Genomic DNA, 15,924 nt, shown 5'->3' with positions numbered 1-15,924 from the left:
CCATGATGAACCCGATCCCTAGCGCGAGCCGCCGGGGCCGGCCCGCGCCGCCGCCGGCCTGGCGCGACGCGCCGGACTGGGGCGCGGCGCGAGCCGCGCCCTGGCCGGACACGGACACCGATCTGGCGCCGGACTGCCGGGTGGGCGGTTATGCGCGGCTGGCGGGCGCGCGGCCCGCGCCGGCGGCGAACGCGGCAAATGCCGCAAATGCCGCCGCCGCGGCAAACGCGGCGTGGCTCGACGCATCGCCATCGGCCGAGACCGCGGCGCGCCTGCGCGACCATCTGGTGCAGGGCTACGCGGCCCTGCATGGCCGCCTGGCGCGGCGGCTGGGCTGCGCCGACCTGGCCAGCGAAGGCCTGCATGGCGCCTGGCTGCGGCTGGCGCGCCCGGTGGCGGGCGAGGTCGCCAACGCCGACGCCTATGTGTTCCGCATGGCCTGCCACCTGGCGATCGACATCGTGCGCGCGCGGCCGTCCTGCGTCTCGCTCGATGATCCCGAGGGCGGCTGTCCGGACCTGTGCGACGACGCGCCCGGCCCGCAGGCCCGCGCCGAGGCCCGCTCGACACTGGCGGCGCTGGCGCGCGCCATGGACGGCCTGTCGCGCCAGCAGCAGGCGGTGCTGGTCGCGTTGCGGGTGGAAGGGCGCTCGCGCGACGAGGTGGCGCGCTGGCTGGGCCTGTCCACGCGTTCGATCGACACGGCGCTGCGGCAGGCGTTGCGGCATTGCGCCAAGGGCCTGGGCCGGCCCGTTTCCTGCGCGTGACGATGCGGCGGCGCCGGTAATCGCCGCGCGGGCGGTCGCGGGGTTCGCGGTGGGGCCGCGCGCCGTCACGCTCGCTGAAAAGGCGACGGGCGCCGGCTTGTGGCCGGCGCCCGTCTTTGGTGGGCGGGATCTGACGTCCCTGCCTCGGTTGGCGGCTTGCGCCGCCCGTTCCCCTGGGGCTTGCTGCTTGTTCGGTTGGCGTGCCGTCGTTTCGGCGGAATTACTTCTTACGCGCCGCGATGGACTTCTCGGCCAGGTTGACCAGGTCTTCGCCGATCTGCTTCTTCCACTTGTCGTAGACGGGCTGGGTGACCTTGGCGAAGGCGTCATGCTCGGCCTGGTTCAATGAAGTCACGGTGACGCCGTGGCCCTCGATCTCCTTGAGCAAGGACGGGTCTTCCGGCGTGACGCCCTTGCGCGCGATCACGATCTGCTGCTTGCCGGCGTCCAGCGCGGCCTGGCGCACGATGTCGCGGTCCTTTTCCGACCACGAATTCCAGACCTCGCGGTTGACCACGAAGATCAGCGGATCGGCCACGTAGTTCCACAGCGTCAGGTATTTCTGGCCGACGGTGTAGAGCTTGGAGCCGGTGTAGATCGACAGCGGGTTCTCCTGGCCGTCGACCGCGCCGCTGGCCAGCGCCGGCTGGGCGTCGGCCCAGCTCATCTGGGTCGGGTTGGCACCCAGCGCGGTGAACGTGTCGATGTAGAGCGGCGAGCCGACCACGCGCAGCTTCATGCCCTTCATGTCCTCGGGCCGCTTGATCTCGCGCTTGGAGTTGCTGAGCTGGCGGTAGCCGTTCTCGCCCCAGGCCAGCGGCACCACGCCGGCCTTCTCGATCAGCTTGAACATTTCCTTGCCCACGTCGCCCTGCACCAGCGCGTCGATGGCGGCGTAGTCGGGCATCAGGAAGGGCAGGGAGAACAGGTTGAGCTGCTTGACCTGCGGCGACCAGTTGATGGTCGAGCCGACGGCCATGTCGATCACGCCCTGGCGGATGGCGGTGAATTCGCGGGTCTGGTCGCCCTGCACCAACGAGGTGCCGGGGTAGACCTTGATGTTGATGCGGCCCTGGGTGCGCTCGCGCACCAGGTTCGACCAGATCTCGGCGCCCTGGCCCCACGGGAAGGTGGTGCCGACGACGATGGAGAGCTTGTACTCGGGCTTGTAGTTCTGCGCCTGCGCGGCGGCGGGCAGGCCAACCACGGCGGCGGCGCACAGCGTGGCGCCGATCAGCTTGCGGAAATTCATGTTGCGTCTCCTCTCTTTGCGGGTCTGTCTGTTGTTGTCATGAATGCATGCCGGGCGGTGGCGTCCAGATCCCCGTCCGGTTCCCTCAATATCCCAGCTTGTGCGGCAGCCACAGCGCCAGCTGCGGGAACACCAGCACCGCCACCAGCACCAGGAACATCGCGCCCAGCAGCCACACCACCCAGCGCACCGTCGATTCCATCGGCACGCGCGCGATGCGGCACGACACCATCAGGTTGACCGCCAGCGGCGGGGTGAACTGGCCCAGCGCCACCTTCAGCGTCAGGATCACGCCGAACCACACCGGGTCCCAGTTGTAGGCCTTGGCGATCGGCATCAGCAGCGGCACGAAGATCAGGAAGATGGAGATGCCGTCCAGGAACATGCCGACGGTCATCAGCAGCAGGATCAGCAGCGCCAGCACGCCCCATTCGCCCAGCCCGGAATTGACGATGGCGTGGGTGATCGGGTCGATCACGCTGAGCGTGGACAGGGCCCAGGCGAAGATGCCGGCCAGCGTCACCACCAGCATGATCACGGCCGACAGCTCGGCCGCCTCGCGCAGGATCACGTACAGGTCGCGCAGCTTGATGGTGCGGTGGATGCACATGCCCACGAACAGGCCGTAGAACACCGCCACCACGGCCGCCTCGGTGGGCGTGAACCAGCCCATGCGCATGCCGCCCAGGATCAGCACCGGCGCGGCCAGGCCCCACGAGGCCTCGCGCAGGCTGCGCCAGAACGGCGGGCGCGGCAGGTGCGCTTCCAGCATGCCCATCTTGTGCTTGCGCGACAGCCACACGGCCGGCACGATCAGCGCCAGGCCGGCCAGGATGCCGGGCACCATGCCGGCGGCGAACAGCGCCGGCACCGAGGCCTCGGGCACCAGCACCGAATAGATGATGAAGGCCACCGAGGGCGGGATGAGGATGTCGGTGGCCGCGCCCGCCGCCACCACCGAGGCCGAGAACGCGCCCGGATAGCCGGCGCGCGACATGGCCGCGATCATCACCGCGCCCACCGCGGCGGCGCAGGCCGGGCCGGAGCCCGAGATGCCGCCCAGGAACATGGCCACGGCGATCGACACCAGCGGCAGCATGCCGGGGCCGCGGCCGACGATGGCGATGGCGAAATCCACCAGCCGCTTGGCCACGCCGGAGCGGTCGAAGATGGAGCCGACCAGCACGAACATCGGAATCGCGAGCAGCGGGTACTTGGCCAGCCCGGCGTAGAAATTCTGCGGCACGGTCAGCAGGCCATACCAGGGCGTGTCCAGGTTGGACAGCACGATGGCCACGGTGCCGCCGATGCCCAGCGCCACGCCGACCGGCACGCCGATCAGCATCAGCGCGATGAAGACGGCGAACAGGATGCCGGCGATCATGCCTGGCCCCCGTCGGCCTTGGGCAGCGGCGCCCGCCACAGCCGCCGCAGCGTGCCCAGCGTGCGCAGCGAGATGGCTGCGGCCATCACCGGCAGCCAGATCGAATACCACCAGGTCGGCACGCCGATGGCGGGCGAGGTTTCCTCATAGACGAATTCGTCGGACACCAGCTTGATCGACAGCACCGTCAGCAGCACGAAGAACGCCAGCACGCAGAAGTTGGCGATCAGCGCCATGATGCGCTGGCGCCGCGGCGAGCCGTTGTCGGCCAGGATCTCGATGCGGATGTGGTGGTTGCGCACGAAGGCCACGCTGCCGCCGGCCATGGTCAGCACGATCAGCAGGAACACCGAGATTTCCTCGGTCCAGGCGAACGACTGGTCGGTGAAGTAGCGCACCAGCACGTTCAGGAAGGTGATGATGGCCAGCGCCGCCAGCAGGATCACGGCCAGCCAGTCCTCGATGGCCAGCGGCACTTTCACGGCGGGGTCTGCTTCGGCGGGGATGATCGGTTCGACAGGCTCGGCGGGGGCTTCGGGGCGTGACATGTGAGGCAACGGCCAGCGCGGCGGGCGCTTTCTTGGTATGGGGTCGCTGCATCCTACCGTCGGGGCAAGGGCAGGGGTGTTCGTGTTTTCCCGCGCTGCGGTATGGCCGCAACATGGTGCGTCGCAATACCGCGGCCGCCGGCGCGGGGCGGGTGCACGCCATAACCCGCGATGCGGACAGGGATTTGGTGGGGATATTGCTGTGCAGCAGGCCGGTCGTTGCGTCGCGGAATTCTTTTGTAACAATGGCCAAAGCCGGACGAATTCGGGCCGGATCGGGACATGGCTGTCCTTCCGTCCGGGAAAACCCGCCAAGCGGGGTAAAATCCTTGTTTTGCTCCCTTCCTTATACGGCGCCCGCATCGTGTCCCTTGTTCAGCATCTGCCTGGTTCCTCCGTCCTGTCCTCCTTTCGTCGTGACCGCCTGCTGGCGCAATTGAAGGAAGCCGGCCTGCCCGTGGCCGACATTTCCGCCCGCTACGAGCACTTCGTCAGCACCGACGCCGCCCTGACGGCCGAACAGCAGCAGCAACTGACCCAACTGCTGGATTACGGCACGCCCGCCACCGGCGAGGCGCCGGCCAAGAGCCTGGCGCTGCTGGTGATCCCGCGCCTGGGCACGATCTCGCCGTGGGCCAGCAAGGCCACCGACATCGCCCACAACTGTGGCCTGTCGGCCGTGCACCGCATCGAGCGCGGCGTGCGCTACGTCATCACGCCCGAACGCGGCCTGCTGGGCAGCAAGTCGTTCGACGCCGACATGCTGGCGCGCGCGGCCGACTGCCTGCACGACCGCATGACCGAAACCGTGGTCGACGCCAGCTTCGACGGCCAGGCGCTGTTCCAGCCGCTGGCCGGCAAGCCGATGCGCACGGTCGACGTGCAGGCGCGCGGCGCCGCCGCGCTGGTCGAGGCCAACAGCACGCTGGGCCTGGCCCTGTCCGATGACGAGATCGAATACCTGGCCCAGTCGTTCAGCGACCTGGGCCGCGATCCCACCGACGTCGAACTGATGATGTTCGCGCAGGCCAACAGCGAACACTGCCGCCACAAGATCTTCAACGCGCAGTGGGTGATCGACGGCCAGGAGCAGCCCAACACGCTGTTCGGCATGATCCGCGCCACCCACAAGGCGCAGCCGGAAGGCACCGTGGTCGCGTACTCGGACAACGCCGCCATCATGGCCGGCGGCCCGGCGCAGCGCTTCCAGGCCGGCGTGCCGGGCGTGACCGGCGAGGGCGTCGACGGCGCCAGGTACATCCGCCGCGACACCACCGTGCATACCCTGATGAAGGTCGAGACGCACAACCACCCGACCGCGATCGCGCCGTTCCCCGGCGCCTCGACCGGCGCCGGCGGCGAAATCCGCGACGAAGGCGCCACCGGCCGCGGCTCCAAGCCCAAGGCGGGCCTGACCGGCTTCACCGTCTCGCACCTGCGCTTCGACGACGCCACGCAGCCCTGGGAAGCCGACCACCACGGCCTGCCGGACCGCATCGCCTCGCCGCTGTCCATCATGATCGACGGCCCCATCGGCGGTGCCGCCTTCAACAACGAATTCGGCCGTCCCAACCTGCTGGGCTATTTCCGTTCGTTCGAGCAGACCGCCGGCGGCACGCGCTGGGGCTACCACAAGCCCATCATGATCGCGGGCGGCCTGGGCAGCATCGACGCCGGCCTGACGCACAAGAACGAGATCCCTCCCGGCGCGCTGCTGATCCAGCTGGGCGGCCCGGGTTTCCGCATCGGCATGGGCGGCGGCGCCGCCTCCAGCATCAGCATGGGCAGCAACTCGGCCGAGCTGGATTTCGATTCGGTCCAGCGCGGCAACCCCGAACTGGAGCGCCGCGCCCAGGAAGTGATCGACCGCTGCTGGCAGCAGGCCGAGAACAACCCCATCATCGCCATCCACGACGTCGGCGCGGGCGGCCTGTCCAACGCTTTCCCGGAACTGGTCAACGACGCCGGCCGCGGCGCCATCTTCGATCTGAAGCGCGTGCCGCTGGAAGAATCCGGCCTGTCGCCCGCCGAGATCTGGAGCAATGAATCGCAGGAACGCTACGTCCTGTCGATCCTGCCGCAGGACCTGGAGCGTTTCGACGCCATCGCCCGCCGCGAACGCTGCCCCTACGCGGTGGTCGGCGTGGCCACCGAAGAGCGCCAGCTGCGCGTGGTGGACGGCGAAGGCCTGCCGGGCCTGGACACGATCCGTCCGCAGGGCGAGGCCGAGGTGCGTCCGGTCGACGTGCCGATCGACGTCATCCTGGGCAAGCCGCCGCGCATGACGCGCGACGTGCGCCGCCTGCCGGGCGTGTCCGAGCCGCTCGACCTGGCCGGCATCGACCTGACCGAAGCGGCCTACCGCGTGCTGCGCCACCCCACGGTGGCCAACAAGTCGTTCCTCATCACCATCGGCGACCGCACCGTCGGCGGCCTCTCCAGCCGCGACCAGATGGTCGGCCCGTGGCAGGTGCCGGTGGCCGACTGCGCCGTCACCCTGGCTGACTACCAGGGTTTCCGCGGCGAAGCCATGGCCATGGGCGAACGCACGCCCATCGCCATGCTGAACGCGCCGGCCTCCGGCCGCATGGCCGTGGCCGAGGCCCTGACCAACCTGGCCGCCGCCGACGTGGCGCGCCTGGAAGACATCAAGCTGTCCGCCAACTGGATGGCCGCCTGCGGCGTCGACGGCCAGGACGCCGCGCTGTACGACACCGTGTCGGCCGTCAGCGAGCTGTGCCAGGCCGCCGGCCTGTCGATCCCGGTGGGCAAGGATTCGCTGTCCATGAAGACCTCCTGGGAGCAGGACGGCGAGCAGCGCCAGGTGGTGGCGCCGGTGTCGCTGATCGTCACGGCCTTCGCGCCGGTTGGCGACGTGCGCGCCAGCCTCACGCCGCAGCTGCGCACCGACGCCGGCGACAGCGTGCTGATCCTGATCGACCTGGGCCGCGGCCTGCACCGCATGGGCGGCTCGATCCTGGCGCAGACCTACAACCAGGTCGGCGAAACCGTGCCGGACATCGACTCGCCGGAAGCCCTGCGCGCCTTCTTCGTCACCATCCGCACCCTGGCCGAGGCCGGCACGATCCTGGCCTACCACGACCGCTCCGACGGCGGCCTGTTCGCCACGCTGGTGGAAATGGCCTTCGCCGGCCGCACCGGCATCTCGGTCAACCTCGACATGCTGACCTTCGACCCGCAATCGGCCGATTGGGGCGACTACAAGATCCGTCCGGAACAGGTGGCGGTGCAGCGCGACGAACTGACGCTCAAGGCGCTGTTCGCGGAAGAAGCCGGCGCCGTCATCCAGGTGCCGGCCGCCCAGCGCGACGCCGTCATGCAGGTGCTGCGCGGCGCCGGCCTGTCGGCCCACTCGCACGTCATCGGCGGCCTGAACGGCGGCGACGAGGTCGAGTTCTACCGCGACGGCAAGAAGGTCTGGGGCCAGCCGCGCGCCGACCTCGGCCGCGCCTGGAGCGAAGTCTCCTACCGCATCATGGCGCGCCGCGACAACCCGGCCTGCGCCCAGGCCGAGCTGGACGTCTGGAACGACACGCAGGATCCGGGCATGAGCCCCAACGTGGCCTTCGACCCGCAGGAAGACGTGGCCGCGCCGTTCATCAACAGCGGCAAGCGCCCGCGTGTGGCGATCCTGCGCGAGCAGGGCTGCAACAGCCAGGTGGAAATGGGCTGGGCCTTCGACACCGCCGGTTTTGACGCGGTCGACGTGCACATGACCGACCTGCTGTCGGGCCGTGTCGACCTGGCGCAGGTGCAGGGCCTGGTGGCCGTGGGCGGCTTCAGCTACGGCGACGTGCTGGGCGCCGGCGAGGGCTGGGCCCGCACCATCCGCTTCAACAGCAAGCTGTCGGATCAGTTCGCGGCATATTTCGCGCGCCCCGACACCTTCGCGCTGGGCGTGTGCAACGGCTGCCAGATGATGGCCGCGCTGGCCCCGATGATCCCGGGCGCCGAGCACTGGCCGCGCTTCACCCGCAACCTGTCCGAGAAATACGAGGCGCGCCTGTCGATGGTCGAGCTGGCCAAGTCGCCGTCGATCTTCTTTGCCGGCATGGAAGGCGCGCGCATCCCGGTCGCGGTGGCGCACGGCGAAGGCTACGCCGACTTCTCGCAGCAGGGCGACGCCGGCCGCGTGCTGGCGGCGGCGCGCTACATCGATAACCGCGGCAACGCCACCGAGGCCTATCCGTTCAACCCGAACGGCAGCCCGGGCGGCCTGACGTCCGTCACCACCGCCGACGGCCGCTTTACCGTGATGATGCCGCACCCGGAACGCGTGACCCGCAACGTCATGATGTCGTGGGCGCCCGAGAAGTGGGGCAACGCCGACAGTGGCGGCCAGTTCAGCCCGTGGATGCGCATCTTCCGCAATGCGCGCGCCTGGCTGAAATAGAAGGGGCCTCCGCGCCGCGCGCTTCGCGCTAGTTGCCCCCCGAGGGGGCGGCCTGACGCAAAAAGCCCCACCGGAAAACCGGTGGGGCTTTTTTCATGCACGCCGTTTTCAGAAGCGGTACTTCACCCGCCCGATCACGCTGCGCCGGCTGCCCGGGTAGCAGTCGGTCAGGTCCGAGCACGTCGCCAGGTACTCCTTGTCGAACAGGTTGGTGGCGTTGACCGACAGCGTCAGGTGCTTGTCCACCGCGTACGACACGCCGGCGTCGATCAGGGTGTGGCTGTCGATCTTCAGCGTGTTGGCGTTGTCGCCATAGGTCGAGCCGACGTAGCGCGCGCCCACGCCCAGGCTCAGGCCGGCCAGCGCGGCGTTGCGCACGGTGTAGTTGAGCCAGCCCGAGGCGCTGTGCTCGGGCACCAGCGCCGGGCGCTTGCCCTGGGTGGCGTCGTTGGCGCGGCTGATGCGGGCGCGCACGTAGGTGTACGAGCCGGTGAAGTCCCAGCCGTCGCCCAGGCTGAACTTGCCTTCCAGTTCCACGCCGCGCGACTGCACTTCGCCCGAGGCCACCTGGAAGCCCGGGTTCTGCAGGTCATTGGTCAGCACGTTGCTCTTCTTGATGTCGAACACGGCCAGCGTGTACAGCGCGTTCGAGCCTGGTGGCTGGAACTTGATGCCGCCTTCCCACTGGCGGCCGCGCGACGGCGCGAAGGCGGCGCTGCCATTGGCCAGCGCGGTCACGCCGGTGTTGGGCAGGAACGACTGCGCGTAGCTGACGTAGGGCGCGAGACCATTGGGCATGACGTAGTTCAGGCCGGCGCGGCCGCTGAAGCGCGAGCCGTCCTGGTCGGCGGTGTTGCCCAGCAGGCGGTTCTCGTTCTTCTGGCGGTACCAGTCGTAGCGGCCGCCCAGCGTCAGCACCCAGCGTTCGGCCAAGCGCACCTGGTCCTGCACGTACAAGCCGGTCTGGTGGGTGGTTTCCAGATAGTTGGCCATCGGCGTGGTGGGCGTGGGCACGTGCACGCCATACACCGGGTCGTAGGGATTCAGGCTGGGGGCGGGGCCGTAGGTGCGCGAGACGTCGGCGCTGCTGCGGTTGAAGTCCAGTCCCAGCAGCAGCGTGTGGGCCAGCGGGCCGGTGTTGAAATCCAGCTGCGCCTGGTTGTCCAGCGCCAGCGCGGTCATGCTTTCGTCGTAGCGGCGCGCGGTGCGGGTCAGGCCCGCCGGACCGATGCCCGACAGCAGGATGTTGTCCAGCAGCGCGTCGACCTGGCCGTAGCGCAGGTTCTGGCGAACCTGCAAGGTGTCGTTGAAGCGGTGCTCGAACAGGTAGCCGATGCTCTTCTGTTTCTGCGTGTAGCGGTTGAAGTCCGGATCGCCGTTGCGCAGGTCGGTCGGCTTGCCGTTGATGGTGACGGTGCCGATGGTGCCGCCGGAGCGGTCGTGCAGGTACTCGGTCTGCAGCGTGAAGCGGGTGGCGGCAGACGGCGCCCAGGTCAGCGACGGCGCCAGGAACAGGCGGTCGTCGGCGATGCGGTCGCCGTTGGGGTAGGTGAACTGGGTGTTGGCGTCGCGCGCCACGCCGATCACGCGGTACAGCAGCGTGCCGTCTTCGGTGGCCGGGCCGGTCAGGTCGACCGCGGCCTGCTTGCGCTGGAAGCTGCCGTACTCCAGTTCGGCCTCGTATTGCGGCGTGGCGGACGGCAGCTTGCTGACGCGGTTGATGACGCCGCCGGCATCGCCCTGGCCGTACAGCACCGACGACGGGCCGCGCAGCACCTCGATGCGTTCCAGTGCGTAGGGCTCGCTGCGGAACAGCGTGTAGCCCGACGTGATCTGGCGCAGGCCGTCCTTGTAGTCGCTGGTGGCCTGGGCATTGAAGCCGCGCAGCATGACCCAGTCAAAGCCCTTGGGATCGACGCCGTAGGTTTCCACCGCCACGCCGGGCACGTAGCGGAGCACCTCGGTCACGCTCTGCGCGTTCTGCGCCTCCATCTGCGCGCGCGTCACCACAGAGATCGACTGCGGCACCTCCAGGATCGGCGTGTCGGTCTTGGTGCCGGCGCGGCTGGCCTCGGCCACGTAGCTGTCGGGCGCCACGCCGCCGGCGCTGACCGTCACCGGTTCCAGCGTGGCGACGCCGCCGGCGCCGGCCGGCAGCCGGCGCAGCACGTAGCCGCCGCCTTGCGCTTGGGCCGCCAGGCCGCTGCCGGCCAGGATGGCGGCGAAACCGTCGCGCAGCCCATAGGCGCCGCGCAGGCCGGCGCTGCGCCGGCCTGCGGTCAGGGCGCCGTCGATGGCGATCATCACGCCGGCCTGCTGGGCGTAGGCGTTGAGCACTTGGTCGAGCGAACCGGCCGGAATGTCGTAGCGGACGGCGGCCGGGCCCGGGCGGACCGGCGCGTCGGCGGCAAGGGCGGCGGGCGGCGCGGCCAGCGCCAGGGCTGCCAAGGCCAGCGCCAGGGTGCCGCGGGCGGCGTTCAGGGGAGTGCGGACAGGCATGAAAAAGGATCCTCGTTGCGGGCGTGAATACTGCGGTTATGCAGGGTTCCCGAACGAGAACGAAAAAGTGCTACGGTTGGCCCGGATTTTTAGGTTCCACCACCACCCAGTAGCCGGTGTAGTGCGACACCCGCAACGGCAGCGCGGCCGCCAGCGATGCCAGGATGCGGTCGGTGTCGGCCAGCGGATAGACCCCCGAGACGATCAGGTCGGCCACGCGCGGGTCGCAGCGGATCACGCCGTGGCGGTAGCGCTCCACCTGGTCGAGGAAGTCGGCTAGCCGCAGGCGGTCGGCCACCAGTTGGCCCCGCAGCCAGGCGGGCGCGGCGGCGGAGGCGGCCGGCAGCAGCGCGGCCGTATCCGCGGTGAAGCCGGCGGCCTGGCCGGCCTGCAATCGCAGCGCGGCGCCTTGCCGCGGCTGGATCTCGACCGCGCCTTCGTACACGCCGACCCGCATGCGGTCGCGCTGGATCTCGACGCTGTAGCGCGTGCCCAGCGCCAGCACGCTGCCGTATTCCGTGGCGACCGAGAAGGGGCGGCCGGCGGCCAGCGCGCCGTGGCCGGTGGCCACGTACAGTTCACCACGGCGCAGCACCAGGCGGCGCGCGCCGGCGCTGTATTGCACGTCGACGGCGCTGTCGCTGTTCAGGGTGAAGCGGGTGCCGTCTTCCAGCAGCACCTCGCGCCGTTCGCCGACGGCGGTGCGGTAATCGGCGGCATAGGCGGCCCAAGGCAGGCGGCCGGCCGCGAGGCCGGCGGCGCCGGCGCCCAACAGGCCAAAGCCCATCAGGCGCAGCGCCTTGCGGCGGCCGGCCTGGCGCCCGGACGACGCCAGCGCCCGGGCCGAGGCTTCGGGCGACACGCCCAGCAGGCGCGCGTCCAGCCGCTGCACCTGCTGCCAGGCGCGTTCGTGATCGGGATGGGCGTTGCGCCAGCGCTGCCAGGCGGCGCGCTCGTCGGCGGTGGCTTCGCCCGACCACATGACCACCAGCCACTCCAGGCCCTGGGCCAGGATCGGTTCGGGGATGCCCGCTGCGCCGGCGCTCATAGCGCCGCCAGGCAGGCCTGGGCGGCGCGCAGCATGTGCTTGCGCACCAGCGCCACCGAGACGCCCAGCTGCGCGGCGATCTCGGAATAGGTCAGGCCCTCGAAGCGGGACAGGATGAAGACCTGGCGCGCGCGGGCGGGCAGGGCGTCGAGCGCGGCGTCCACCGCCATCAACGTTTCCAGCGCCAGCGCGCGGGCCTCGGCAGACGGCATGTGCGGTTCGGGCAGTTGCGCCAGCGCTTCGAGATAGGCGGTTTCGAGGGTGCGGCGGCGGAACAGGTCGATCACCAGGCCCTTGGCGATCTGGGTCAGGAAGGCGCGCGCCTGGCCGGCCTCGGGCAGGCGGCCGGACACTATCAGGCGTTCGTAGGTGTCGTGCGACAGGTCGGCGGCGTCGTGCGCGCTGCCCAGCCGTCGCCGCAACCAGCCGGCCAGCCAGCCGTGGTGGTCGCGGTAAAGCGCACTCAGGGAGGGGGGCGCCGTGGGCTGGTTGGCCGCCGTCACGATGGAAGTCCTTCTCTCGCGGGGTTCAAAGACTGGAAATGATAATCGTTGTTAATTCTGTTGGACAAGTCGGAAATTGCGCGTTGTCGATGTAACCCAATGAGATATTTAACTTTTCATTGCAATAAGCCGTAAACACTTCGACAGCCGCCCAAGGCTGCCCTCCGCAACCCCCGAGTGGCCTTCCCCATGTTCAAGAATCTGAGTATCCGCGCCGTCCTGACGACCGCGCTCTGTGTTTTTTTCGCCCTTTTCCTGGTCACCGGCATTGCCGTATACCAGCAACTGACCTCCAACCGCACCTCGATCGAGGTGATGCTGGATACCAACCTGGTGCGCGCCAACGCCGTGGACGACGCCGGTTCCGAGCTGCTGCGCGCCCGCCTGGTGCTGCTGGCTGCCCAGACCACCTTGCTGGAAGGCAAGAGCATCGACAACCTGGCCAGCATGCAGCGCCTGGACGGCTACACCAGGAAGGCCGCCGACCTGATCCAGAGCGCGCGCCAGAATCCCGAGACCTCGCCCGTGGGCAAGCCCCTGTTCGATGATGCGCTGGCCGCCTATGACGTCTACCAGCGCGACGCCATCGTGCCGATGATCGCCGCCATCCGCGCCGGCAAGGCCCAGGATGCCAGCCGCCTGAACCTGGAGAAGGTGACGCCGCTGGGCATCACCTTCACCCAGGCGATCCAGAAGTACGTGGACTACGCCGACGAAGTCGGCCAACGCGTGGCGCGCGAGGCCAACACCCGCATCAATGGCGCCATCGCCTTCCTGATCGGCCTGCTGGTGGTGGTGGCCGTGCTGGTGGTGGGGCTGTACGCGGTCTTTGCCCGCTCGGTATTCCGGCCGCTGCACGAGGCCGGCCGCCTGTTCGACCGCATCGCCGGCGGCGACCTGACCAACCGCATCGAGCAGCGCGGCAACAATGAAATCGGCGTGCTCTACGCCGCCGTCAAGCGCATGCAGGACAGCCTGGCGCGCACCGTGGCCGCCGTGCGCCAGGGCGTGGAAGAGATCCACACCGGCTCGCGCGAGATCGCGGCCGGCAACATCGACCTGTCCTCGCGCACCGAACAGCAGGCCGCCTCGCTGGAGGAAACCGCCGCCAGCATGGATGAACTGTCGTCCACCGTGAAGAACAACGCCGACAGCTCGCGCAGCGCCTCGCAATTGGCCGGCGCGGCTTCCGACGTGGCCACCCGCGGCGGCCAGGCGGTGGGTGACGTGGTGGGCACCATGCGCGCCATCGCCGACAGCTCCAACCGCATCGCCGACATCGTCGGCGTGATCGACGGCATCGCCTTCCAGACCAACATCCTGGCGCTCAACGCCGCGGTCGAGGCGGCCCGCGCCGGCGAGCAGGGCAAGGGTTTCGCGGTGGTGGCCAGCGAAGTGCGCGCGCTGGCGCAGCGCAGCGGCCAGGCCGCCAAGGAGATCAAGGGCCTGATCGACGATTCGGTGCAGAAGGTGTCCATCGGTTCCGACCAGGTCGAAGCGGCCGGTGCGACGATGCAGGAGATCGTGGTGTCGGTGCGCCGCGTGACCGACATCATCAACGAGATCTCCAGCGCCTCGGAAGAGCAGTCGCAGGGCATCCAGCAGGTCAACCAGGCGGTCTCGCAGATGGACAGCGTGACGCAGCAGAACGCCGCGCTGGTCGAGCAGGCGGCCGCGTCGGCGGCGTCGCTGGAGACCCAGGCGCAACGCCTGCGTGACGCGGTGGCGGTGTTCAAGCTGCAGACCGGCCGCGTGATCGACGCCGAGGCCGCTGCCCTGGGCCGCGCGGGCGAACCGGCATTGCTGGGCGCCTGACGCGGCATCTTCGAGGCGCCGGCGCGGGCGCCTTCAGGCCAGCGTCCGCGCCAGCCAGTCGATCAGGGCATGGGCTCGCGCCGGCAGGCGCCGGGAACCCGTCAAGGCGTATAGGGTGACCGGCTCCAGTTCCCATCGCGGCAGCACCGGCACCAGCCCCGCGCCCCGCCAGACGGCCGCGCCCAGCGCGTGCAGCGCGGCGATGCCGACGCCGCGGGCGGCCAGTTGCAGCGCCATGGCGGGCGTGTCGACGCCATAGCGCTCGCGCGCCAGGACCACGACGCGCTCGGGGCCGCACCACAGGCGCCAGCGGGCGGGTCGTGTGTCATGGGCGCGATGCGCGCCGACGTGCAGGCCGATGCAGTCGTGCATCGCCAGGTCGGCGGGATGCTCGGGCGCGGGCCGTCGCGCCAGATAACCGGGCGCCGCGTACAGGCTGGCGCGCAAGGCGCCCAGCCGGTGCGCCATCCATGCCGGGTCCGCCGGCGGTTCCAGACCGATCGAGATATCGCAGGGCTGCGGCGCCGCGTCCGCGCCGCCGGGCGAGTCCAACTGCATGGCCAGGTCCGGATGGCGCTCGGCGAAGGCCGCCAGCGCGGGGGCCAGCGCATGCCGCACGCTGGCGTCCGGCAAGCGCACGCGCAGCGCGCCGGCCTGGCCCACCGGCCGGTCGCGCAGGGACCCGTGCCAGCATGCGCGGGCCGGGGCCGCGTCGGCCGGAATGCGGCGCTGTTCCTGGTCGAGGCGGCCGTGTCCGCCCTGCGCCATGTCTTGCGTGAATTTCATCGATCCCGCTCCCGGCCCCTCCGCGTTCGTTCAGAACGCGTAGACCACCCCGACGCTGCCGAACACGTTGGCGCGGCGCTCGGTCAGCGGGCTGTCGCGGGCGTCGCCCAGCAGCGTGTTCACGCCCACGGTGGTGACGGTGCTCCAGCTGGCGTCGATGCGATGCGACCAGGTGGCGAACAGGGCGGCGGATTTGAAGCCGGACGACGGCGAGTAGGTCGACAGCCCTTCGCGGCTGCGCGCGGCCTGCGAGGACGTGACGCCATACCAGGTCTGCATGTCGTCGTGGCTGGCCCACTGCGTGCTGGCGCCGAGGTTGACGCGGTTGGCGCCGTCCTGCCAGGCGGCATAGGTGGCGCGCAGTTCGAGCGTGCCGCCGTAGCCGCTGCGCGCCGCCTGGCGGTATGCCGCGCCCAATGAAAACGGACCCGGCGCCCATTCGACGAAGGCGCCATAGGTGCCGTGGAAATCGATGTCGTCCAGGCCCTTGGTGCGGTCGGCGTCGCTGGAATCGCGGCCCAGCGCCATGCCGACGAACACGCCGGCCTTCCAGTCGGGCGCCAGCGTGGTCTGCAGGCCCATCGCCGGCAGGCCGGCGCGCGGCGAGATGAAGAAATTGCCGGAATGGTAGTTGATCAGCGGCACCGGCAGGGCGCGGTATTCGCTGGAGCCCTGGTACACCGGCACGTAGCCGACGCCCAGGCCGATGAAATTGGTGCCGGATTGCTCGGCCTGCGCCGTGCCTGCGGCGCAGGCCAGGGCGGCGCCAGTTGCTAACATAGCCAGCTTCATTTGCGGGGAATTTCCTTTCTTTCGTGAACCGGTGCCCTGGCGCGAGCCAGGGGCACGACGAGCCGCCATTGTCGGAGCCGGCTTTTAAAAATTCTTTAAATCCAGGGCGCCACAAT

11 protein-coding genes are annotated in these 15,924 nt (G+C 69.7%); 3 read left to right on the top strand and 8 right to left on the bottom strand.

What is annotated here, in order from left to right:
- Positions 1–2: 2 nt before the first annotated feature.
- Positions 3–767 carry an RNA polymerase sigma factor gene (locus tag ACVN9Z_RS24570; protein WP_458212764.1) on the top strand — a complete coding sequence of 255 codons (765 nt, stop codon included), beginning with the start codon at positions 3–5 and terminating at the stop codon, positions 765–767.
- Positions 768–987: 220 nt separating this feature from the next.
- On the opposite strand, the gene ACVN9Z_RS24565 is transcribed toward ACVN9Z_RS24570, so the two are convergent.
- The 3 genes from ACVN9Z_RS24565 to ACVN9Z_RS24555 all read right to left on the bottom strand — a co-directional run bounded on the left by ACVN9Z_RS24565 (position 988) and on the right by ACVN9Z_RS24555 (position 3,951).
- Positions 988–2,019 carry a DctP family TRAP transporter solute-binding subunit gene (locus ACVN9Z_RS24565; RefSeq protein WP_006385114.1) on the bottom strand — a complete coding sequence of 344 codons (1,032 nt, stop codon included), beginning with the start codon at positions 2,017–2,019 and terminating at the stop codon, positions 988–990.
- Positions 2,020–2,104: 85 nt separating this feature from the next.
- Positions 2,105–3,403, bottom strand: a complete 1,299-nt coding sequence (locus tag ACVN9Z_RS24560; RefSeq protein ID WP_006385115.1) for a TRAP transporter large permease — start codon at positions 3,401–3,403, stop codon at positions 2,105–2,107.
- A complete protein-coding gene (locus tag ACVN9Z_RS24555; protein WP_006385116.1) occupies positions 3,400–3,951 on the bottom strand; it encodes a TRAP transporter small permease in 552 nt (183 codons plus the stop codon). The genes ACVN9Z_RS24560 and ACVN9Z_RS24555 overlap by 4 nt, the downstream gene beginning before the upstream one ends.
- A 364-nt stretch (positions 3,952–4,315) precedes the next feature.
- On the opposite strand from ACVN9Z_RS24555, the gene purL reads away from it, so the two are divergent.
- On the top strand, positions 4,316–8,365 hold the full coding sequence (gene purL, locus ACVN9Z_RS24550) for a phosphoribosylformylglycinamidine synthase (protein WP_070781720.1): 4,050 nt from the start codon (positions 4,316–4,318) through the stop codon (positions 8,363–8,365).
- Positions 8,366–8,473: 108 nt separating this feature from the next.
- On the opposite strand, the gene ACVN9Z_RS24545 is transcribed toward purL, so the two are convergent.
- The 3 genes from ACVN9Z_RS24545 to ACVN9Z_RS24535 all read right to left on the bottom strand — a co-directional run bounded on the left by ACVN9Z_RS24545 (position 8,474) and on the right by ACVN9Z_RS24535 (position 12,415).
- On the bottom strand, positions 8,474–10,864 hold the full coding sequence (locus ACVN9Z_RS24545; protein WP_458212763.1) for a TonB-dependent siderophore receptor: 2,391 nt from the start codon (positions 10,862–10,864) through the stop codon (positions 8,474–8,476).
- A gap of 70 nt (positions 10,865–10,934) precedes the next feature.
- A complete protein-coding gene (locus ACVN9Z_RS24540) occupies positions 10,935–11,912 on the bottom strand; it encodes a FecR domain-containing protein (protein ID WP_458212762.1) in 978 nt (325 codons plus the stop codon).
- Positions 11,909–12,415, bottom strand: a complete 507-nt coding sequence (locus tag ACVN9Z_RS24535; RefSeq protein WP_458212761.1) for a sigma-70 family RNA polymerase sigma factor — start codon at positions 12,413–12,415, stop codon at positions 11,909–11,911. The genes ACVN9Z_RS24540 and ACVN9Z_RS24535 overlap by 4 nt, the downstream gene beginning before the upstream one ends.
- 189 nt (positions 12,416–12,604) lie before the next feature.
- Between ACVN9Z_RS24535 and ACVN9Z_RS24530 the strand changes: the two genes are divergently transcribed.
- Positions 12,605–14,230: a methyl-accepting chemotaxis protein gene (locus tag ACVN9Z_RS24530; protein ID WP_054436709.1), complete on the top strand. Its 1,626-nt coding sequence runs from the start codon at positions 12,605–12,607 to the stop codon at positions 14,228–14,230.
- A 33-nt stretch (positions 14,231–14,263) separates the two neighbouring features.
- Here the strand turns inward: ACVN9Z_RS24530 and ACVN9Z_RS24525 are convergent, their stop codons facing one another.
- Both ACVN9Z_RS24525 and ACVN9Z_RS24520 read right to left on the bottom strand, forming a co-directional pair.
- The gene (locus ACVN9Z_RS24525; RefSeq protein ID WP_149895218.1) at positions 14,264–15,016 is read right to left on the bottom strand and encodes a LysR substrate-binding domain-containing protein; all 753 of its coding nucleotides are present in this window, start codon (positions 15,014–15,016) and stop codon (positions 14,264–14,266) included.
- Positions 15,017–15,046: 30 nt separating this feature from the next.
- The gene (locus ACVN9Z_RS24520; protein ID WP_020928248.1) at positions 15,047–15,808 is read right to left on the bottom strand and encodes a MipA/OmpV family protein; all 762 of its coding nucleotides are present in this window, start codon (positions 15,806–15,808) and stop codon (positions 15,047–15,049) included.
- Positions 15,809–15,924: the final 116 nt, after the last annotated feature.

This window comes from Achromobacter sp. KK8 (genome assembly GCF_054188005.1).
Note: the sequence above shows the minus strand (reverse complement) of the source record. Positions and strands in the feature narration are given on the sequence as shown.